We start from the raw sequence: 20,973 nt of genomic DNA, 5'->3' as shown, positions 1-20,973 counted from the left end.
CCAGGGATGCCCGGACCGCAGGGAACGATCCGCTGCGTGCGGACGGGCCCGGCGCGGGCCGCATCCGTCCGCGCGCACCGACGCCGAGGACCGCCCGGGCGAAGGCGCTCACGGACACGGGCACACCCAGGCGGCATGCCGAGGCGTCGGACGGCGGACGACACCTCGGCGCGGCACGCCTCGACGGCCGAACACCACAGCCGGACCACGCAGCCGGACCACACTATGGAACACCGGCCCCGGAGGCGCGCCGGGACGCCGCAGCGGAACGGGCCGGCCTCGGCGGAGTCCCGGTCGCGCGTCCTCAAGGCGCCTGCGCGCCGGCCGACGGGGACGCAGGTGCAGGCTGCATGCACGATCGATGAACAGGTCCGAACAGTGGGTTCCGGGCCTACGACGGACCCGGTTCAGCACTCCTCTCCAAAGCGCCGATAATCTACATTATGTAAAGTCGGGGCGAGAGGGTCCTCCCCGTCCGGCCATTCCACCTCCTCTCACCCCGGGTGCGCCACACCCGCTCGGCACAACCACGGAGCACGCCGTGCGGCCGACCGCCTGCGGCCCCGACCCCTCGGTGCGCCGCGCACCGCCGAGCGCATCGGCGTCCGGGTGGCCGGCGCACGACCGCCGACCGCGCCACCACCCTTCGACCCCGGCCGCCGAACCCGCTCGTCGCCGTTCCGGACCGCACCCGGTTTATCCCTGGACTCCTGGTCGAAGGTTGAGGGTTCACCCACCCTCAGTCCTTCAACCTTCAGCTTCGACTTCACCCCGAACGGCATGCGTCGGATCGCCCCGGGACCCCGACTAGACTGCGAGCATGCACACCACGGCCCCCACCACCACGCCGCCCACCGGGCGCACCGGGCGCCGGAGCTCCTGGCCGGCGGCCCTCGTCATCGACGTGCTCCTGGTCCTCCTCTTCGCCGCCGTCGGGCGCAGGACCCACGCCCTCGATGCCGTGGGCGTGCTGGAGACCGCCTGGCCGTTCCTCACCGGACTGCTGCTGGGCTGGGCCGTCTGGCAGCTGCCCCGCCACCCCGTCGGCCTGTGGCCGCGCGGCGTCGCCCTGTGGCTGACCACCGTCGTCGTGGGCATGGGCCTGCGGGTCCTCGTCGGCGAGGGCACCGCACCGAGCTTCGTGCTGGTGACCTTGGCCACTCTCGCCGTTCTCCTGCTGGGCCACCGCGCGCTCGCTCTCACGGTGCGCGCGGCGCAGGCCCGCCGCAGGCCCTGATCCGCCCTGTTCCACCGGCTCCGGCCGGCCCCGTCCCGAGAAAGGCGTCCCATGCTCACCGCCATCGTCCTCATCAAGACCTCCGCCGACCGCATTCCTGAGGTCGCGGAGCAGATCTCGGAGATCCCCGGGATCAGCGAGGTGTACTCCGTGACCGGCGACTGGGACCTGATCGCCATGGTGCGCGTGCACCGGCACGAGGACCTCGCGGACGTCATCGCCGACCGCCTCTCCAAGGTCGACGGTGTGGTGGGCACGAACACGAACATCGCCTTCCGCACCTACAGCAAGCACGACCTCGACGCCGCCTTCTCCCTCGGCATCGACTGAGCCCGCCGGCGCCGCCCCCGGTCGAAGCGCCCGGCGACGACCGGGGGCCGGGACGACGACGGGAGGCCGGAACGACAGAAGGCCGGTGAGCGGGTGCTCACCGGCCGTGCGTCGTCGGATCCTCCGGTGTCCTCAGCGGACGGTGTGGGCGATCCAGCGGTCCAGGACCGCGCGCGCGGCGCCGCTGTCCACGGCCTGCTCGGCGCGCCGGACCCCGGCCGCCAGACGGTCGTGGAACGAACCCTCCGCCTCCTGGTCGAGCGCGACCAGCCCCGCCGCCGCGTTGAGCAGCACGGCGTTGCGCACGGGCCCCGGCTCCCCCGCCAGCACCTGCTCGACGACCCGGGCGTTGTACAGGGCGTCCCGCCCGCGCAGGTCCTCGATCGTGGCCCGCGGCATGCCGAGGTCGAGGGGCTCGAGCTCGTGGTGCTCGACGGTGCCGCCGCGCACCTCCCAGATCTCCGAGGGCGCCGTCACGGTGAGCTCGTCGAGCCCGTCGCCGCCGCGGAAGACCAGGGCGCGATGCCCCCGAGCGGCGAAGACCCCGGCGATGAGCGGAGCCAGGGCGCGGTCGGCCACGCCGATCGCCGAGGCCTCGACCCGGGCCGGGTTGGTCATGGGCCCGAGGACGTTGAACGTGGTGGCCACCCGCAGCTGCGCCCGCGCCGCGGCCACGAAGCGCATCGACGGGTGGAACGTCTGGGCGAACAGGAACGTGATGCCCACGTGCTCCGCGGCGGACTCGACCAGCTCGACCGGCAGGTCCAGGCGGACCCCGAGGGCCTCGAGGACGTCGGCGGAGCCCGACTTCGACGACGACGCACGGTTGCCGTGCTTGACCACCTTCGCGCCCGCGCCCGCGCAGACCAGGGCCGCCATCGTGGAGATGTTCACGCTGGACAGCCGGTCTCCGCCGGTGCCGACGATGTCCAGGGCGGGCCCGGGGATGTCGGCCGGCCGGGCCCGGGACACCATCGCGTCCGCCAGGCCGGTGAGCTCCTCGACCGTCTCCCCCTTGGCCCGCAGGGCCACGAGGAAGCCCGCGATGACGACGTCCGACACCTCCCCCGACATGATCGTGTCCATGGCCCAGTACGCCTGCTCCCGGGTCAGGTCGGCCCCCGAGATCAGCGCGGTGATGAGGTCGGGCCACTCGAAGTGCGGTGCGGTCGCCGGAGTCGTCGTGTTCACGCCTTCGATCGTATCGCCCGCCCCGCCGGGGCCCGGAACCCACCGACAACGGAGCGACCGAGCGCTCCCCGGCCGGTGGTGACACGGATCACGGACGCCCTCCGCAGGCCCCCTCCCGCCCGGGATCCACGGCACCCGGGCGCCGGACACGGCCCCGGGGCCCGATCGCGCGGGGCGGCGGGGCGCCGGACACGCAAATCGCCCGATCCGATCCTGGTTGGTCCACCGGCAGTTTTGGCGACATAATGTCTCTGTGACGACTGCAACCCAGACCCCAGCCAAGCCGGTAGGCGGGTCGATCAACCGACCCAACCTGACCTCCGTGGGCACCATCGTGTGGCTCGCCTCCGAGGTCATGTTCTTCGCCGGCCTCTTCGCCATGTACTTCACGCTGCGCTCCACCTCCCCGGAGCTGTGGGCGGACGAGTCGGCCAAGCTGAACGTGTGGCTGGCCACCGCCAACACGATCATCCTGGTGTCGAGCTCCGTGACCTGCCAGTTCGGCGTCTTCGCGGCCGAGCGCCTCCAGCCCCGGCGTGCCGGCGGCGCCCTGGACGTGCGCCGGTGGGGCATGGTCGAGTGGTTCGCCCTGACCTTCATCATGGGGGCGATCTTCGTGGCGGTGCAGGCGTTCGAGTACGCCGAGCTCGTGAGCCACGGCATCAGCATCCCGGCCAACGCCTACGGTTCCGCCTTCTACATCACCACGGGCTTCCACGCCCTGCATGTGACGGGCGGGCTCATCGCCTTCCTGTTCATCATGGGCCGTGCCTTCGTGGCCAAGCGCTTCGGGCACTTCGAGGCCACCTCGGCGATCGTCGTGTCCTACTACTGGCACTTCGTGGACGTCGTCTGGATCGTCCTCTTCCTCGTGGTCTACTTCCTCAAGTAGCCCGCGCCCTCCCGGGGACGACCCCAGCAAACCAACGCAGCACCGAGTTAAAGGAACGTTTGACGTGAAGGCACTTTCGCAACAGCGGCGCCACCCTCTCGCAGTCCTCGTACTGATGGTCCTGGCCCTGCTCCTCAGCGGTGGGCTCTACGCAGTCGCCACCACCACCAACGAGGCCAAGGCCCAGACCGAGTCCTACTCGGCCCAGGACCTCGAGGAGGGCGAGAAGCTGTTCATCGCGAACTGCTCCACCTGTCACGGCCTCGACGGCGCGGGCACCCCCTCCGGGCCGTCCCTGATCGGCGTCGGCGCCGCCGCGGTCGACTTCCAGGTCGGCACCGGGCGCATGCCCATGCAGGCCAACGGCCCGCAGGCCCCGCAGAAGGCCCCGCAGTTCAACCCCGAGGAAACCGCTCAGCTGGCCGGCTACGTCGCGACCCTGGGCCCCGGCCCGGCCGTGCCCGAGGAGGAGTACCTGGACGTCACCCAGGGCAACGCCGCCAACGGTGCGAAGGTGTTCCTCGCCAACTGCGCCATGTGCCACAACGCCGCCGGCGCCGGTGGCGCCCTGACCCGCGGCAAGTACGCGCCGTCCCTGATGGGCGTCGAAGAGGTGCACATCTACGAGGCGATGCAGACGGGGCCGCAGAACATGCCGGTCTTCAACGACGCGAACATCACCCCCGAGGAGAAGCGGGACGTCATCACGTACCTGAAGACCCTCGAGGAGAGCCCCAACCCGGGCGGGTTCGGCCTCGGCGCGCTCGGCCCGGTCTCCGAGGGCCTCTTCGTGTGGACCATCGGACTCGCGGTCATCATCGGGTTCACCATCTGGCTCACCTCGCGCTCCGCCTGAGCTGCCGTCCCGGCAGCAGATGTCGGACCCACTAGCTACGATCAACTGCACCAAGAGAAGAATGAGGGACCACACATGGGAAGCCACAGTGACGGCACTCCCCACGAGTCGGGAACAGTTGCCACCACGGGCACCACGGCGATGGAGCGTTTCCCTGACCCCGGACTGCCCCCGCACCGCCCGCGCCTGACGGACGTCGACGACCGGGCGGCCAAGCGCGCCGAACGGCAGGTCGTCCTGCTGTTCCTGATCTCGGTCATCGGGTCCGTCCTGTTCTTCGTCGGCTACTTCGGCGTCCGGGTGGACGGTCCGATCTACGACGTCACGAACACGGCCCCCACCCAGGCGCTGCAGCTGCAGAACCTCCTGCTGGGCCTGGGCATCGCGCTCGGCATGTTCGGCATCGGCCTGGGGGTCGTGCACTGGGCGCGCACGCTCATGCCGGACCACGAGTTGGTCGAGAGCCGGCACGCGGTCCGCACCGAGGAGCAGCGCGCCGAGGCGCAGAGCATCCTCACCACGATCTACGACGAGTCGGGCATCAAGCGCCGTCCGCTGCTGCGCAACACCCTCATCGGCGCCGCGGTCCTCGCTCCCCTGCCCTTCGTCGGGCTGCTCAAGGATCTGGGCCCCACCAACCTGGACGTCCTCAAGGAGACCCTGTGGGACGAGGGCATCCGCCTGGTCCGCGACCCCTCCGGGACACCGATCAAGGCCTCGGACGTCACCCTGGGCTCCACGTTCCACGTCGTGCCGGAGAACCTGAGCACGATCGGGCACAACGAGGGCTACCTGGACGAGAAGGCCAAGGCCGTGGTCCTGCTCATGAGGCTGGACCCCGAGTCCGTGAACGTGTCGCCCGAGCGGGCCGACTGGAACGTGGACGGCATCTTCGCCTACTCGAAGGTCTGCACCCACGTCGGCTGCCCGGTGGCGCTGTACGAGCAGCAGACCCACCACCTGCTCTGCCCGTGCCACCAGTCCACTTTCGACCTCACCAACGAGTGCGAGGTCATCTTCGGGCCGGCTGCCCGGCCCCTTCCCCAGCTGCCGATCACCGTGGACGACGAGGGCTACCTCGTGGCCCGCAGCGATTTCCAGGAACCGGTCGGACCGACCTACTCCCAGCGGGGTACCCATGTCGAAGAGATGCAGGGTGAGGCGAACTGATGTCCACGTCCACTGATTTCCAGTACAAGCCGCAGACCGGCACCGGCCGGATCGCGAACTTCGTCGACACCCGGGTCGGCATGTCGCCGATGGTCAAGGAGTTCGGCCGGAAGATCTTCCCGGACCACTGGTCCTTCATGTTCGGCGAGGTGGCGCTGTACACCTTCGTCATCCTCCTGCTCTCGGGAACGTTCCTGGCGCTCTGGTTCGAGCCTTCCATGGCCGCACTCGAGTACGAGGGCTCGTACGTGCCCATGCAGGGCGTCGAGATGTCGGCGGCCTACGCCTCCACCCTCGACATCTCCTTCGACGTCCGCGGCGGGCTGTTCCTGCGTCAGATCCACCACTGGTCCGCGCTGGTGTTCGCCGCCGCCGTGGCCGTGCACATGCTCCGCGTGTTCTTCACCGGTGCGTTCCGCCGGCCCCGTGAGCTGAACTGGCTCGTCGGCGTCGGGCTGTTCCTGCTGACCATCGTGGCGGGCTTCTCCGGCTACTCCCTGCCGGACGACGTCCTCTCCGGCAACGGTCTGCGGATCGCCGACGCGATCCTCAAGGCCATCCCGCTGGTCGGCGCCTACCTGTCGATGTTCCTGTTCGGCGGCGAGTTCCCCGGCCACGACATCATCGCGCGCCTCTACATCATCCACGTGCTGCTGATCCCCGCGGCGATCCTCGGTCTGATCGTGGTCCACCTGTTCATGGTCGTCGTGCACAAGCACACCCAGTTCCCCGGCCCGGGCCGCACCGAGAACAACGTGGTCGGCTTCCCCGTGGGCCCGGTCTACGCGGCCAAGGCGGGCGGCTTCTTCTTCATCGTCTTCGGCATCATGGCGCTGATGGCGGCCACCACCACCATCAACGCGATCTGGAACTACGGGCCGTACGATCCCTCCCCGGTGCAGGCCGGTTCCCAGCCCGACTGGTACATGGGCTTCACCGACGGCGCCGTGCGCCTCATGCCCGGCACCTGGCCGATCAACTGGGAGTGGACCTTCTGGGGCATGTCGATCCCGCTGAACGTCCTCCTGCCCATGGTCCCGATCATGATCCTGTTCGGCCTCATGGCCGCCTGGCCGTGGATCGAGCGGTGGGTGACCAAGGACGACCGCGAGCACCACATCCTGGACCGCCCGCGCAACGCCCCCTTCCGCACCGCCATGGGCGTCGCCGGCGTGGCCTTCTACACCGTGATGCTCGTCGCGGCCAGCGGTGACCTCATCGCCACGCACTTCAACGTGTCGCTCAACGACGTCATCTACTGGCTGCGGGCCGCGTACTTCATCGCGCCGATCCTCGGCTTCATGATCACCCGGCGCGTCTGCCTGGCGCTGCAGCGCAAGGACCGCGAGATCGTGCTCCACGGTCGCGAGACCGGTCGTGTCCAGCAGCTGCCCCACGGGGAGTTCATCGAGGTGCACGAGCCGCTCGACGAGTACAAGCGCTACCGTCTGGTCGCCATGCCTGACTACGACGTGCTGCCGGCCCAGCCCAACGGCAAGGGCAGGATCACGGGCACGGAGAAGATGCGCGAGCGGGTCAGCCGGTTCTTCTTCGAGGACCGTGTCGCCCCCGTGACCCCGGCCGAGCTCGAGGCCGCGCACCACCACCACGAGGTGGAGGCCGTGACGGCCGGTCCGCAGGACCGGGAGCTCGTCCGCTGAGTCGTTCGACCGCCTGACGGAGCCCCGGGAGGATCATCCTCCCGGGGTTTTGTCGTCGCTGCACCGAGGCGCTCCCCCCGCTACGTCGACCCCGTGTTCCCACGGACGCGCAGCCGATCAGCGGGCCCCTCGAACGGCTGCCTCCGGCGGCACCGGCCGTGGCCCGTGGGTTGCCGCCGGACCGTTCTGCGACGGCCCACGTGCCGCCTCACATCGCGGCCCGCGGCGGTTCCGTTCCGCGGCAGAAGTTGGGCATCCGGGCGGGCACCGGGCGGCTGCCCGCCACCCAGAGCCGTGCCTCCGTGATCCCGGTTGCGCCGCCGCGCCAGTGGCGGGCCTGGCCGTGCTCACCGGCGGTACCGTCGTGGCCGGTGACCGTGCGCGACATCTGCGCCGAACACTCCGCCCGGGATGCGCTCCGCCTCGCACGTGCACACGGTGCCGTCGGCCCGGAGGGACCACGCCCTGGGACGCCTAGCCCTGGGACCCCGGCCCTGTCCGATGTCCGTGGCGGGACGGGCTCGGCGTCCGACGGCCGCAAGGACTGTGTGCTGCCGCCGGAACGGCTCCTCGCCGTCCGACGCCGTGCCGGCCGGTGCCGGACGCGGGCGCGGCCGAGATCGACACGGCCGGCACACCCCCTCCGACAGCGAGGAGCACGCCGAGGCCCTGCCTGCCTCTTCTTGGGGGCGGCGGCCTCACCGCCGACGGTGTCAACGACGGTCGAAAAGTGAGCAGTAGCGACGGCCCAAAAGTGAGCAGTGGATGTCGCTAGTTGGTCTGGTGGGTGGTGCTGGGCAGGGAGTCGGTGCCCAAGGTCTTGAGTCGGTAGCTGGCGCCTTTGAGGGTGTGGACCTCGGCGTGGTGGACGATGCGATCGATCATGGCCGCGGCGATGGTGACGTCGCCGAAGACCTCACCCCACCGGGCGAAGGGCAAGTTCGAGGTCAGGATCAGCGAGGCCTTCTCGTAGCGGGTCGAGACGAGCTGGAAGAACAGGTTCGCGGCCTCCTGCTCGAAGGGCAGGTAGCCGACCTCGTCGATGATGATCAGCCGGTACCGGCCCAGCTTGCGCAGCTCTGCGTCCAGGCGCCCGGTGTCGTGGGCGCCCTTGAGCCGGTGGATCCAGTCCACGGCGGTGGCGTAGAGCACCCGGTGGCCCTGCTGGCAGGCGGTGATGCCCAGGGCCGTGGCCAGGTGGGTCTTGCCCGTGCCCGGGGGCCCGAGGAGCACGATGTTGCCGGCCTCGGCCAGGTACCGGCCCGAGGCCATCGCGGCGTAGTCGGTGTGGGTGATCGCCGTCTGGGCAGTGAAGTCGAAGTCCTCGGCGGTCTTGATCGCGGGGAAGCCTGCGGCAGTGATCCGCAGCCGGGCCCCGGAGGCATTGCGGGCGGCGACCTCGCGCTCGAGGACGGCGGCCAGGTACTCCTCGTAGGACCAGTGCCCCGCACGGGCAGTGTCGGCGATCCGGGCGGCGGCCTCACGGATCCGTGGGGCCTTCAACGAGGCGGTGAGGTACTCCAGGGTCTTGGCCGTCTCGGCCGGTGTGGTGGCCATCAGGCGACCTCGATCCCGAACGCGCGGTCGTAGTCGGCCAGATCCCGCACCAGCGGATCCGCCTCGGCGCCCGGGTGCGGGCGCTGCTGGTAGGCCCGGCGCAGCACCGCAGCGGTAGCCACGTGCGCCGGGTCGGTGACCGTGGTCGCCCTTGCCCAGCAGCGCGCGTGCTCGGCCACGACCCGGCCCTGGTGACGCACGAGCACCCGATCCAGGTCAGCGGTGACCTCGACCATGGCCCCGATCACGGTCGGGTCCACGGAGTAGTCGTTGCCGGCGACCCGCACGTAGTAGTCCCGACCCAGCCGCACCCAAGAGCGGTGCCCGATCGCCGGGGCGACCGGCGGCACAGGGAGCATCGCGGCCCGATCAGCGGCGATCAGCTCCGCCGGCCGGGCGGCGATGGCCCGCACCCGCCGGGTGTTGGCACCCACCAGCCACTGGCGCAGTTGGGCGTTGAAGTCGGCCGGGGAAGCGAAACTGCGTCCGGGCAGGAACGAGGTCTCGAGATAGCCGTTGGCCCTCTCCACGATGCCCTTGGACTCCGGATCGTAGGGCCTGAGCTGCACCAGGGTTGCCGCCATCGTGCCCATGAACGCGACCACCCCCTCGGCCGGGCGGCCCCCGCGACCGATGCCGGACTCGTTGTCCCAGACCCACCGCCGCGGCACACCCTGGATCTGCTCGACCACCAGATGCCACATCCCGGCCAACAGATCACCGGTAGTACGCGATGGAATCATCACCGCGGTGACGAACCGCGAGGAGGAGCAAACCATCACCAGCACCGGCGGTGATCCCTGCTGAGCGTCACCCAGCGGGATCCGTGCCGGCGGGAACCACAGATCGCACTGGACCTGGTCCCCGGGACGGTAGAACAACCGGTCCGCCGGATCGGGCGGGGCGTACTCGCGGCGGACGGCTCGGAGATTGTCCCGGAACCAGGTGATGGACCCCGACCACCCCACCCGCTCGGCCAGCACCGTGGCCGGCATGGACGGGTGCTCGGCCAGCAGCGCCCGCACGACCGGCTCGACATCGGTGAACGCGTTGGGCCCGGCGGACCTCTCGTAGCGCGGTGGCCGGGAGGCGGCCACGGCCTTGGCGACCGTGTTCCGCGAAATCCCCAGCCGCGAGGCGATCTGGGACTTCGGCACCCCCTCGGCATGCAGCCGACGGATCAACGCCCAATCTTCCACAGTGATCACACTCCAATCGTCGAGTGCTCACTTTTCGACCGTCGCATCTGCTCAGTATTCGTCCGGCGTCGACAGACGGCCAGCACGCCGGAGGCGCGTCCCGGGCCGTACGGGACCGCTTCTCGGGCGTCCGACACGCTCCTGGCCCGAACCCGCCCGAACCCGCCCGAACCCGCCCGAACGCACGAGCCACGGGCCGGAGCATGGAAGTCCCGGCGGGACAGGAGCTCGGGCACCGGGGCGACGCGACCGGGGCCGTCCTGCCTCGGACGGTGTCCGCCAGCCGGCGGCGGCGTTCCCGACCGCGCGGACGTGCTGTGCGCATCGGCACGCGGACGCGAGCTGTGCAACCCTGTCCAGAGCCGCCTCCCGGGTCGTCAAGGCCGGGACCGCAAAGCCTCCGTCGAGCTGCTGGGTCTGTGGCGAGGTGCCGGTGGTCACGGTCCCGTCACCGTCCACCAGGACCGGCATAACGCTCTCGTCCATGCCCCCGCCGTACATTCGGACGCCGAGGTCTCCCGCCTCCTGCACCACAGCGTGGGCGGTGTCCGACACGGCCTGCCGCTCGCCGCCGGACAGCACCACGGCAACGCCCGCGAACGACATCAGGTGCTTCGTCATCGCGTCGACTCCTTGGCGTGCTGCAGGACCAATGCCGTCCTCGCCGGATCCGCAGCCTCGTGCAGCGGTACGTCCCGCTGGTGCGCGCACCAGGCACGCACTGTGCTGAGGGCGGCCGTGGACGTCCTGCGCCGCCGAGTTTCCGGTCCGGTGTGACCTCGCGGCACCAGGGCCGCCCGGGAGCCGACGCCGGGCCAGTTGCAGGGCGCACCCGGGCGGCTTGGAACGCCCTGGCGCGTTCGGGTCGGTCGGAGCCCCATGAGCCCCTGAACCGTCACGCAGACCCGTACGGCGGCGCACGGGCCCAGAGCGGATGCCTGCGGTCCGGCGGACGCGTGTCCATCCGCGACTGGACCGGTGCGGGTCCAGTAGCAGCGGAGGCACCCGCGACGGGGGTTCCAGGGGCTGGGCGACAAAGACGGGCGCAGGCACCAACGGGCGCGAGCAGGAATGCACCGGGCGGGGATGAGCACCGCCGGGACGCGAGAACGGCGGAAGCCCCGGACACCTGTGGTGTCCGGGGCTTCCGCGTGCTCCGCCTCAGCGGCGCCGATCAGTGGGCGTGGTCACCGCGGGAGTACTCGAAGACGAGCCCGAGCAGGCCCACGCACACCACGGGGGCGGCGAGCATCAGGATCCACCAGTCGATGGCCAGGCTTACGAACGCCAGGGCGCAGCCAATGCCCAGCAGCAACGGCCACCAGCTCCACGGCGAGAAGTGGCCGTACTCGCCGGCCGACTCCACGATCTCGCCGTCGAGCTTGTCCTCGGGCAGCACACCACCCGAGTTGCGGTCCACGAGCCACAGGTAGACGGCCAGCATGAAGGACATCGCGCCGACGGCCAGCAGCGCCGGGAAGCCGACGAGCTCCTCGAAGCGGGTGAGGAAGCCGTAGACGATGGCTGCGACGACGCTGAAGACGCCCAGGAGGTTGAACAGTTTGATGGAGAGTTTCATGCGGTCAGCCCTTCCGCGTGGCCATGGCGGCGTCGTCGACCGGCGACTGCTGCGGGGACTCCGCGGCCAGCTCCGGGTGGTGCAGGTCCAGTGCCGGGCGCTCGGAGCGGATCCGCGGCAGCGAGGTGAAGTTGTGGCGCGGCGGCGGGCAGGATGTGGCCCACTCCAGGGATCCGCCGAAGCCCCACGGGTCGTCGACCTCGACCTTGGTGCCGTTGCGCCAGGTCGTGTAGACGTTCCAGAAGAACGGGATCATCGACACACCGAGAAGCATGGCGCCGACCGTGGAGATCTGGTTCATCCAGGTGAAGTTGTCTTCCGGCAGGTAGTCCGCATAGCGCCGGGGCATCCCCGAGACCCCGAGCCAGTGCTGGATCAGGAAGGTCATGTGGAAGCCGACGAACAGCAGCCAGAAGTGGATCTTGCCGATCCGTTCGTTGAGCATCTTGCCGGTGAACTTCGGCCACCAGAAGTAGAATCCGGCGAACATGCCGAAGACCACGGTGCCGAAGAGCACGTAGTGGAAGTGGGCGACCACGAAGTAGGAGTCGTTGAGATGGAAGTCCAGCGGCGGGGCAGCGAGGATCACCCCGGTCAGACCACCGAAGATAAAGGTGAACATGAAGCCCAGCACCCACAGCATCGGCGTTTCGAAGGTGATGGAGCCCTGCCACATGGTGGCGATCCAGTTGAAGAACTTCACCCCGGTGGGCACGGCGATCATCATGGTCATGAACGCGAAGAAGCTCAAGAACACCGCGCCGGTGACGTACATGTGGTGGGCCCACACCGTCACCGACAGCGCGGCGATGGCGATCGTGGCGAACACCAGACCCTTGTAGCCGAACAGCGGCTTGCGGGAGAACACCGGGATGATCTCGGAGACGATGCCGAAGAACGGCAGGGCGAGGATGTAGACCTCGGGGTGGCCGAAGAACCAGAACAGGTTTTGCCACAGCACCGGCCCACCGTTGGCGGGGTCGAAAATGTTGCCACCGAGGGTGCGGTCCATGCCCAGCGCGAACAGCGCGGCAGTGAGTGGGGGGAAGGCCATGATCACGAGCAGCGAGGTGATGAGCACGTTCCAGGTGAACAGGCCCATCCGCCACACGGTCATGCCCGGGGCGCGCATCGCGATGATCGTGGTGATGAAGTTGACCGCGCCCATGATCGTGCCGAAACCGGACAAGATAAGACCGAACACCCACAGGTCACCGCCGACTCCGGGAGTGAAGGACGCGTTGGACAGCGGTGCGTATGCGTACCAGCCGAAGGAGGCCGCCCCCTGCGGGGTGAGGAACCCGGCGGTGGCGATCAGGGAACCGAACAGGAAGAACCAGAACGCCAGGGCGTTCAGCCGCGGGAAGGCCACGTCCGGGGCCCCGATCTGCAGCGGGACGATGACGTTGGCGAAGCCCACGAACAGCGGGGTGCCGAACATCAGCAGCATGATCGTGCCGTGCATGGTGAACAGCTGGTTGTACTGCTCCTTGGTCTCCAGGATCTGCATGCCGGGCTCGAAGAGCTCGGCGCGGATCAGCAGCGCCATGATCCCGGCGATGCAGAAGAAGGTGAAGGAGGAGATCAGGTACATGTACCCGATGGTCTTGTGGTCGGTGGTCGTCAGCCAGCTGACGACCATCCGCCCCTTGGACCGGGGCACCACGCGCGGAGCGACTGTGGCTGCCTCGTCCCGTGAATACTCGAGAGTGGACACCGGTACTCCTTAGTTGGTCGTGGACAGGTCGGCGGGCTGGTCGACGTCCGGGAACTCGCCGGCGGAGCCGGGCTCGCTCACGTACTCCTCGCCCGGGTCCGGGTAGGAGTCGCGGTTGTACTCCGCGCCCAGCGCACCGGTCTGTCCCGCGTCGCGCAGGGACTGGATGTGGGCGTCGTACTCGGCCTGGCTGACCACGTTGACGTTGAAGAGCATCTCGGAGTGGTACTCGCCGCAGAACTCGGCGCACTTGCCGAAGTAAGAGCCCTCCCGGCCCGTGGTGATGCTGATGGTGTTGGTGCGGCCGGGGAACATGTCCGCCTTCTCGAGGAACGCGGGGACCCAGAAGGAGTGGATGACGTCGCGGGAGGTGACCTGCAGCTCGATGTCGCTGTCCACGGGCAGGTAGAGGGTGGGCACGCGCTCGGGCACGCCCTCCTCGCCGTCCAGGTGGCCCTGGATGCCGGTGTCCCACACGTCGTCGGTGAGGTAGTTGAAGTCCCAGGCCCACTGCTTGCCGTACACCTGGACGGTGACGTCCGGGTTGTCGTGCGGGGTGGTGATCGCGGCCTGCGTGCGCACCGTGAAGAAGAAGAGGGACATGATCAGCGCGATCGGCACGATCGTGTAGAAGACCTCGAGCGGCGCGTGGTAGGCCACCTGCCGCGGGTAGCCGGTCTCGTTCTTGCGGCGGCGGTAGGCGATCATGCACCAGAGCATGAGGCCCCAGGTCACCAGGCCCACGGCCAGGGCCGCGATCCACGACCCGATCCACAGGTCCAGGATCATGTCGGCGTTGTCGGTGACGCCCCGCTCGGTGGGCATCCAGCCGAGCTTCGCCTCCTCGGAGCAACCGGTCAGCGCGGTTGCTGCCAGGACGGCGACCGCGGACGTCCTTGCCGCGCGGCGCCGGCGGCTGCCGGTTCGTGTGTGCGAACTCACAGACGGCCCTTCCTCTTCTTCTCGTGCTCGTCGTCTGCGCGCCGAAGGCCCCGATTCCCAGAGCCTGGACACAGTCATGTGGAATGTTTCCCTCCGAGCTTACCCCTAGTCGCTGACATCTGGTGACACAGTGTCAGCGTCCGCGCGGCGGTCCGGGGCGCGGTGCGGGCCGGTTTCCGGGGACGCTCCCGCAACGCACGGAGGCCCGCCGTCCGGGCGGACGGCGGGCCTCTCGGGAGGGTACGGGGCGGCTCAGTGGAAGGAGTCGCCGCAGGCGCAGGAACCCCCCGCGTTCGGGTTGTCGATCGAGAACCCCTGCTTGGAGATCGTGTCCTCGAAGTCGACGGTCGAGCCCTCGAGGTAGGGCACGCTCATCTTGTCCACGACGACCTCGACGCCGCCGAAGTCCCGCACGGAGTCCCCGTCCAGGATGCGCTCGTCGAAGTACAGCTGGTAGATGAGGCCGGAGCAGCCGCCGGGCTGCACCGCCACGCGCAGCCGGAGGTCCGTGCGGCCCTCCTGCTCGAGCAGGGCGCGGACCTTCTGGGACGCGACCTCGGTCAGCACGACGCCGTGGGTGGGCAGGCCGTCCACTGCGGCGCCGTTCTCGGTCGTGACGCTCATGATGCTCACTTTCTGTGGAGGGTCGCCGCCCGGGTTCGGGCCGGCGGCGGGTCTGTCACGGGCACAACGGACGGGCGCCCGGGTTCATTCCCCGGGCTGCTGCCCGGAACGGGCGGCGTCGTCGAGGCCCAGCAGCATGAGGGTCTCCGCGACCACCGCGCGCTCGAAGTCCGCCAGGTGCAAGGACTCGTTGGCGCTGTGCGCCCGCGAGTCAGGGTCCTCGACGCCCGTGATGAGGATGTCCGCCCCAGGATAGACCTCCAGCAGGTCCGCGGTGAAGGGGATCGACCCGCCGATCCCCGTCTCCACGGCGGGACGGCCCCACGCCTCCCCCAGCGCCCACTGCGCGACGCGGGCCGCCTCGGAGCCCATGTCGGTGCGGAAGGACTGCCCCGTCTCCTCCAGCTCGAAGCGCACGTGCGCGCCGAAGGGCGCGTGGGACTCCACGTGCCGACGCAGGGCCTCGGCCGCCTCGGCGGGGTCCTGGCCGGGCGCTGTCCGCAGGCTGATCTTGGCGCGGGAGGAGGGCGCGATCGTGTTGGAGGCGACGTCGACGGGGGTCACGTCCATCCCCGTGACCGACAGCGCCGGCTGCGTCCAGAGCCGCGACGCGATGGAGCCGCGCCCGGCGAGCCGAACGCCGTCGCGGACCGCGGCGTCGGCGCGGAAGCGCTGCTCGTCGTAGACGAGGTCGGTGCTGTCCTCGGCGTGCAGTCCTGCGACGGCCACGGCGCCGTCGTCGTCGTGGAAGGTGGCGATCAGCCGGGCCAGCAGCGTGGGCGCGTCCAGGACCGGCCCGCCGTACATCCCGGAGTGCACGGCGTGCTCCAGCACGGAGACCTCCACGACCGCCCCGACCATGCCGCGCAGGCTCGTGGTCAGCGCCGGCACCCCGACCTCCCAGTTCGCGGAGTCGGCGATCACGATGACGTCGGCGGCCAGCCGGTCCCGGTAGGCCTCCAGGAAGTCCCGGAAGGACGGGGACCCCGCCTCCTCCTCGCCCTCCACGAAGACCGTCACCCCGAGCCCGAGGTCCTCGCCCCGCTGGTCCGTCGCGGCGCGCAGGGCCGCCACGTGGGCCATGATCCCCGCCTTGTCGTCGGCGGCGCCCCGGCCGTACAGCCGTCCGTCCCGCTCCTCGGCGACGAACGGGTCGGACTCCCACAGCTCCCGCCGGCCCGGCGGCTGGACGTCGTGGTGGGCGTAGAGCAGCACCGTCGGGTAGCCGGGGGCGGGCCGGCGGCGGGCCACGACGGCCGGGTGGCCCGGGCCGTCCCCGAGGGGCACCCGGAGGATCTCCACCTCGTCGAGCCCGGCGCCGGCCAGCACGGCGGCGACGGCCTCGGCGCTGCGCTCGAGCTGCGCGGCGTCGAAGGACTCCCAGGCGATGCCGGGGACCGCCACCAGCTCCGCCAGCTGGGCAACGGTCCTCGGCAGGTCGGCGTGCACGGCCGCGCGCACGGCGTCGAGGGGAACGGGGACGGTGGGGGTGTACGGCGCGTTCATGGTGGCCAGCCTACGTGCGGGCCCCGGCGGTGGGACGCAGGTGCGTCGGCTATCCTTGACGGGTGTTTGGACGCAAGAAGGACGCAGACCGCGCGGGTTCCACCGCGGTGACCGCTGAGCCGCCCCGGGCCGAGCCGGCCGCCCCCCGGCAGACCCCGGGCAAGGGCCGGCCGACGCCGAGCCGCCGGGTGCAGGAGGCCGCCCGCCGCCGCCCCCTGGTGCCCGAGGACCGCAAGGCCGCCAAGGCCCAGTCCCGGGAGAGCGCCCGCGAGCAGCGGATGCGGGCCCAGGCGGGGATGGCCGCCGGCGACGAGCGCTACCTCGGCCCGCGGGACAAGGGTCCGCAGCGGCGCTTCGCGCGGGACTGGGTGGACTCCCGGATCAACGTGGGCGAGTACCTGATGGTCGTGGCCCTGGTGGCCCTGGTCGTGCTGTTCTTCCCGATCCAGGACGTGGCCACCTACGGGGTCTACGTCATCTGGGCGCTCATGCTCCTGGGCATCGCCGACGCCGTCCTGTCCACGGGCCGGATGAAGAAGGCGATCCGGGCCAGGTTCGGGACGGTGGAGCCGGGCGTGCGCTGGTACGCCGCAATGCGCGGGTTCACCATGCGCCGGCTGCGCCTGCCCAAGCCGCAGGTCGCCCGCGGGGAGCGTCCTTCCTGATCGGACCACAGGGCTCCACGGCTCCCGCTCCGCCCCCGTGCCCTCGGCCCGGGGGCGGAGCCGTTCCCGGGCTCAGCCGCGGCGGCGTGCCAGGCGCGCGAGCCCCTGGTTGATGCTCCTGGCCCAGAACGGCCCCTCGTAGAGGAACCCGGTGTAGCCCTGAACGAGGGTGGCGCCGGCGGCCAGGCGCTCCTGGACGTCCTCGGCGGTGGTCACCCCGCCCACGGAGACGAGCACGAGCCGGTCCCCCACGCGCTCGCGCAGCAGGCGCAGCACCTCGAGGGAGCGCTCCCGCAGCGGGGCCCCGGAGAGCCCGCCGGCCCCGCAGGCCTCGACCTCGGCGGGGTCGGCGGCGAGTCCCTCCCGGGAGATCGTCGTGTTGGTGGCCACGATGCCGTCGAGCCCGAGGTCCAGAGCCAGGTCGGCCACGGCCAGGACGTCCTCCTCGGAGAGGTCCGGGGCGATCTTGGCCAGCAGGGGCACGTGCCGGGCGGCGGCCTCGTCGGCCGCGGCGCCCACGGCCGAGAGGAGCGGACGCAGGCTCTCGATGTCCTGGAGCCGGCGCAGTCCCGGGGTGTTGGGCGAGGACACGTTGACCACCAGGTAGTCGGCCAGGGGCGCGAGCGTGCGGGTGCTCTGCAGGTAGTCGTCCACCGCGTCCTCGAGCGGGACCACCTTCGTCTTGCCGATGTTCACGCCCAGCACCGGCCGGGCGCGGCCGCGGTGGTCGGCCTCGAGCTCGCGCCGGGCCCGGGCCAGCCGCGGGGCCACCGCCTCGGCGCCGTCGTTGTTGAAGCCCATCCGGTTCACCACGGCGCGGTCCCGCACGAGGCGGAAGAGCCGGGGGCGCGGGTTGCCCGGCTGCGCCTGGGCGGTCACGGTGCCGATCTCGACGTGGCCGAAGCCGAGGTCGGTCAGGGCGCCGATCCCCTCGGCCCCCTTGTCGAAGCCGGCCGCGAGGCCGAAGGGCGAGGGGAAGCGCAGGCCGAGCGCCTCGACCTCGAGGGCGGGATCGGCGCGGGTGTAGACCCGCAGGGCCGTGCTCAGCCGCACGGCCCGGGCCGCCCGGACGCCGGCGAAGCCCACCCGGTGGGCCTTCTCGGCGTCCATCCGGGAGAACACGGCCTGGAAGAACATAGGGTAGAAGCGCATGGGCCCAGTCTTCCACAGGGCCCCCCACCGCCCGGGCGGCCCCGCGAGCACCTCGGGCGGGCCGACGACCGCCCGCGGGAGGTGACCGGTTGAGCGCTCCCCCGGACCCGTGGGTCCCCGACGTGCTGGGACCGGGTTTCCGCGCCCGCACCGTGGACCTGGGGCCGGACTCGGCGCCGCACACCACCGCCACGGTGGTGCGCCACCGTCCCGACGGCCGACCGGCCGCGGGCGGGGCCCCCTGCGACGTCGTGCTGTACCTGCACGGGTGGTCCGACTACTTCTTCAACGCCGAGCTCGCCCGGACGTGCGCCGCGGCCGGGTACGGCTTCTACGCCCTGGACCTGCACGGGTACGGGCGCAACCTCACCGACGCGGTGCTCGCCGGGGGTGCCGGCAGTCCCGGGCACGCCATCGATCTCGCCGACTACGACGACGACATCGCCGCCGCCCTCGCGCTGCTGGCCGAGGACGGGCTGCCCGCGCCGGGCGGCCGGCTCGTGCTGATGGGTCATTCCACCGGCGGCCTGACCGCGGCCCTGTGGGCGGCCCGCCACCCGGGCCGGCTGGCGGGCCTGGCCCTGAACGCCCCGTGGCTGGGCAGCCACGGCGCGGACGCGGTGGGCGCCGCCCTCCGCCCGGCCCTGGGCCGTCTCGCCCGGCGGCGTCCGGACCGTGCCGTGCGGGCCCGGCTGCGCAGCCACTACTACCGGGTGATCAGCGAGCACGCCGAGGGCGAGTGGCCGATCGATCCGCGGTGGCGGCCCGAGACCAGCTTCGACATCACCCCGGGGTGGCTCAACGCTGTCCTTCAAGCTCAACGTGAGGTCTCGCGCGGGCTGGACCTTCAGGTTCCCGTGCTGGTCCAGGTCTCGGCACGCTCGCACATCCGGCCCTGGTGGTCGGAGCGGATGCGCTCGGCCGACACGGTGCTGGACGTCCGGCAGATCCGACGGCACGCCCCGGACCTCGGCCCGGACGTGACCGTGCGCTCCTACGAGGGCGCGGTGCACGACGTCCATCTCTCCCGCGGGCCCGTGCGGCGGGCCGCCCAGCAGGACCTCGTGGCGTGGCTGCGCGCCCTCGGCCGGCCCGGGGCCGCTCAGGCGGAGACGCCGGGACCCGCGACCCGGTCGACGGCGCCGCCGTACCGGCGGTCACGGCGGGCGTAGGCCTCCACCGCCTCCCACAGCGTGCGGCGGTCGACGTCCGGCCACAGGACGTCCTGGAAGACGAGCTCGGCGTAGGCGGACTGCCACAGCAGGAAGTTCGAGATCCGCTGCTCCCCGGAGGAGCGCAGGAACAGGTCGACGTCCGGGAGGTCGGGCTCGTCGAGGTAGCGCTGCACCGTGGCCTCGTCGATGCTGCGCGGGTTGAGCAGGCCCGCCTTCGCGTCGGCGGCGATGGCCGCCGCGGCGTCGGCGATCTCGGCCCGCCCGCCGTAGTTGACGCACATGGTCAGGGTCACCACGTCGTTGTCGCGAGTGGCCCGCTCCGCCTCCTCGAGGCGGTTGATCACGGCCCGCCACAGGCGGGGCCTGCGGCCGGCCCACCGGATCCGGACGCCCCACTCCTGGAAGGTGGGCAGCTGGCGCTCCATGACGTCGGCGGTGTAGTTCATCAGGAACGTGACCTCGTCGAGGGACCGCTTCCAGTTCTCGGTGGAGAAGGCGTAGGCGCTCACGTAGGGGATGCCCAGCTCGATGGCCCCGGCCATCACCTCGATGAGCGCCGCCTCCCCCGCCTTGTGGCCCTCGTTGCGCGGCAGGCCGCGCTGGTTCGCCCAGCGTCCGTTGCCGTCCATCACCACGGCCACGTGCCGGGGCACGAACCGGGACGGGATGGGCGGGGCGGTGACGCCGGTGGGGTGCGGGGGCGGGGCGGCAAAGCCGGGCATGGTCAGCTCCGTTCCACGAGGTGCAGGGACCGGACGGCCCTCTCCAGGTGCCACTGTACGTAGGACGCCACGATTCCCGCCGCGGCCCGGGCCGTGCGCGGGTCCGCGGCCGCGATGCGCTCCCAGTCCCCCGTGAGCAGCGCGGACAGGTGCGAGACCGTGGCGGGGTCCGGGGCGGCGGCCCCGGGCGGGCGGCACGCCGGGCAGACGGCGCCGCCGAGCGGCGCCGAGAACGCCTCGTGCGGACCGGGGGCCCCGCAGCGGGCGCAGTCCGTGAAGCTCGGCGCCCACCCGGCGGTGGACACGGCGCGCAGGAGGTAGGAGTCCAGGACCGCGCCCGGCTCGTGCAGCCCGCGGGCCAGGGCGGACAGCGCGCCGACCAGCAGCCGGTACTGCTGGGCCGCGGACTCGTCGTCGTTCTCGGTGAACCTCTCCGCGGCCTCGGCCATGGCGGCGGCCGCGGTGTACTTGGCGTAGTCCGCGGCGATGACCGACCCGTAGCCGCGCTTGCCCAGGGCCTGGGAGACGATCTCCAGGTTCCGGCCGGTGACCAGCTGCAGCTCGGCCACGTTGAACGGCTCCAGCCGGGAGCCGAAGCGGGAGGTGGTCCGGCGCACGCCCTTCGCCACCGCCCGCACCTGACCGTGGTCGCGGGTCAGCAGCACCACGATCCGGTCCGCCTCGCCCAGCTTGTAGGTGCGCAGCACCACGGCGTCGTCCCGGTAGGTGCGCGATGCGAAGGTCGTCCTGGCCACTCGGTCATTCTCCCACGCCCGGCGGACACCGCAGCCGGGCGCT

Annotated in this window: 19 protein-coding genes; 8 read left to right on the top strand and 11 right to left on the bottom strand. The window is 71.1% G+C overall.

Annotated elements, in window-relative coordinates; translation table 11 throughout:
* Nucleotides 1–820: 820 nt before the first annotated feature.
* Together ABL57_RS06620 and ABL57_RS06615 are read left to right on the top strand one after the other, a co-directional pair.
* Nucleotides 821–1,237: a DUF3054 domain-containing protein gene (locus tag ABL57_RS06620; protein ID WP_047802666.1), complete on the top strand. Its 417-nt coding sequence runs from the start codon at nt 821–823 to the stop codon at nt 1,235–1,237.
* A 51-nt stretch (nt 1,238–1,288) separates the two neighbouring features.
* A complete protein-coding gene (locus ABL57_RS06615) occupies nt 1,289–1,567 on the top strand; it encodes an Lrp/AsnC family transcriptional regulator (RefSeq protein WP_047802665.1) in 279 nt (92 codons plus the stop codon).
* Nucleotides 1,568–1,699: 132 nt separating this feature from the next.
* Here the strand turns inward: ABL57_RS06615 and trpD are convergent, their stop codons facing one another.
* Nucleotides 1,700–2,758, bottom strand: a complete 1,059-nt coding sequence (trpD, locus tag ABL57_RS06610; protein WP_047802664.1) for an anthranilate phosphoribosyltransferase — start codon at nt 2,756–2,758, stop codon at nt 1,700–1,702.
* A gap of 253 nt (nt 2,759–3,011) precedes the next feature.
* Here trpD and ABL57_RS06605 point away from each other — a divergent pair, with 253 nt between their 5' ends.
* The 4 genes from ABL57_RS06605 to ABL57_RS06590 all read left to right on the top strand — a co-directional run bounded on the left by ABL57_RS06605 (nt 3,012) and on the right by ABL57_RS06590 (nt 7,337).
* Nucleotides 3,012–3,650, top strand: coding sequence for a heme-copper oxidase subunit III (locus tag ABL57_RS06605; protein ID WP_082157273.1), 639 nt, complete (start codon nt 3,012–3,014; stop codon nt 3,648–3,650).
* Nucleotides 3,651–3,714: 64 nt separating this feature from the next.
* Entirely contained in the window at nt 3,715–4,506 is a 792-nt protein-coding gene (locus ABL57_RS06600) for a c-type cytochrome (RefSeq protein ID WP_047802663.1), read from the top strand.
* A gap of 75 nt (nt 4,507–4,581) precedes the next feature.
* A complete protein-coding gene (locus tag ABL57_RS06595; RefSeq protein ID WP_047802662.1) occupies nt 4,582–5,676 on the top strand; it encodes a ubiquinol-cytochrome c reductase iron-sulfur subunit in 1,095 nt (364 codons plus the stop codon).
* Nucleotides 5,676–7,337, top strand: coding sequence for a ubiquinol-cytochrome c reductase cytochrome b subunit (locus ABL57_RS06590; RefSeq protein ID WP_047802661.1), 1,662 nt, complete (start codon nt 5,676–5,678; stop codon nt 7,335–7,337). Before ABL57_RS06595 ends, ABL57_RS06590 begins: the two co-directional genes overlap by 1 nt.
* 771 nt (nt 7,338–8,108) lie before the next feature.
* On the opposite strand, the gene istB is transcribed toward ABL57_RS06590, so the two are convergent.
* The 7 genes from istB to ABL57_RS06545 all read right to left on the bottom strand — a co-directional run bounded on the left by istB (nt 8,109) and on the right by ABL57_RS06545 (nt 16,461).
* Entirely contained in the window at nt 8,109–8,894 is a 786-nt protein-coding gene (gene istB / locus ABL57_RS06580) for an IS21-like element helper ATPase IstB (protein WP_047802659.1), read from the bottom strand.
* Nucleotides 8,894–10,102, bottom strand: coding sequence for an IS21 family transposase (istA, locus tag ABL57_RS06575; RefSeq protein WP_082157272.1), 1,209 nt, complete (start codon nt 10,100–10,102; stop codon nt 8,894–8,896). Before istA ends, istB begins: the two co-directional genes overlap by 1 nt.
* Before the next feature lie 1,165 nt (nt 10,103–11,267).
* The gene (locus ABL57_RS06565; protein WP_047802658.1) at nt 11,268–11,672 is read right to left on the bottom strand and encodes a cytochrome c oxidase subunit 4; all 405 of its coding nucleotides are present in this window, start codon (nt 11,670–11,672) and stop codon (nt 11,268–11,270) included.
* Between the two features lie 4 nt (nt 11,673–11,676).
* Nucleotides 11,677–13,389 carry a cytochrome c oxidase subunit I gene (gene ctaD, locus ABL57_RS06560; RefSeq protein WP_047802657.1) on the bottom strand — a complete coding sequence of 571 codons (1,713 nt, stop codon included), beginning with the start codon at nt 13,387–13,389 and terminating at the stop codon, nt 11,677–11,679.
* Between the two features lie 9 nt (nt 13,390–13,398).
* A complete protein-coding gene (coxB, locus tag ABL57_RS06555) occupies nt 13,399–14,331 on the bottom strand; it encodes a cytochrome c oxidase subunit II (RefSeq protein WP_047802656.1) in 933 nt (310 codons plus the stop codon).
* A gap of 252 nt (nt 14,332–14,583) precedes the next feature.
* Nucleotides 14,584–14,955, bottom strand: coding sequence for an iron-sulfur cluster assembly accessory protein (locus ABL57_RS06550; RefSeq protein ID WP_047802655.1), 372 nt, complete (start codon nt 14,953–14,955; stop codon nt 14,584–14,586).
* A gap of 84 nt (nt 14,956–15,039) precedes the next feature.
* On the bottom strand, nt 15,040–16,461 hold the full coding sequence (locus ABL57_RS06545) for a dipeptidase (RefSeq protein WP_047802654.1): 1,422 nt from the start codon (nt 16,459–16,461) through the stop codon (nt 15,040–15,042).
* A gap of 62 nt (nt 16,462–16,523) precedes the next feature.
* On the opposite strand from ABL57_RS06545, the gene ABL57_RS06540 reads away from it, so the two are divergent.
* Entirely contained in the window at nt 16,524–17,126 is a 603-nt protein-coding gene (locus tag ABL57_RS06540; RefSeq protein ID WP_047802653.1) for a DUF3043 domain-containing protein, read from the top strand.
* Nucleotides 17,127–17,198: 72 nt separating this feature from the next.
* Here the strand turns inward: ABL57_RS06540 and ABL57_RS06535 are convergent, their stop codons facing one another.
* Nucleotides 17,199–18,278, bottom strand: a complete 1,080-nt coding sequence (locus ABL57_RS06535) for a quinone-dependent dihydroorotate dehydrogenase (protein ID WP_047802652.1) — start codon at nt 18,276–18,278, stop codon at nt 17,199–17,201.
* A gap of 89 nt (nt 18,279–18,367) precedes the next feature.
* On the opposite strand from ABL57_RS06535, the gene ABL57_RS06530 reads away from it, so the two are divergent.
* Nucleotides 18,368–19,450, top strand: a complete 1,083-nt coding sequence (locus ABL57_RS06530; RefSeq protein ID WP_047802651.1) for an alpha/beta hydrolase — start codon at nt 18,368–18,370, stop codon at nt 19,448–19,450.
* Here the strand turns inward: ABL57_RS06530 and ABL57_RS06525 are convergent.
* Both ABL57_RS06525 and recO read right to left on the bottom strand, forming a co-directional pair.
* Nucleotides 19,381–20,175, bottom strand: a complete 795-nt coding sequence (locus ABL57_RS06525) for an isoprenyl transferase (RefSeq protein WP_047802650.1) — start codon at nt 20,173–20,175, stop codon at nt 19,381–19,383. The genes ABL57_RS06530 and ABL57_RS06525 overlap by 70 nt on opposite strands.
* Before the next feature lie 2 nt (nt 20,176–20,177).
* The gene (gene recO, locus ABL57_RS06520; RefSeq protein ID WP_047802649.1) at nt 20,178–20,930 is read right to left on the bottom strand and encodes a DNA repair protein RecO; all 753 of its coding nucleotides are present in this window, start codon (nt 20,928–20,930) and stop codon (nt 20,178–20,180) included.
* Nucleotides 20,931–20,973: the final 43 nt, after the last annotated feature.

Source organism: Kocuria sp. SM24M-10, assembly GCF_001027955.1.
Lineage (GTDB): Bacteria > Actinomycetota > Actinomycetes > Actinomycetales > Micrococcaceae > Kocuria > Kocuria oceani.
The sequence above is the reverse complement of the archived record's forward strand: the minus strand, read 5'-3'. Positions and strand labels throughout refer to the sequence as shown.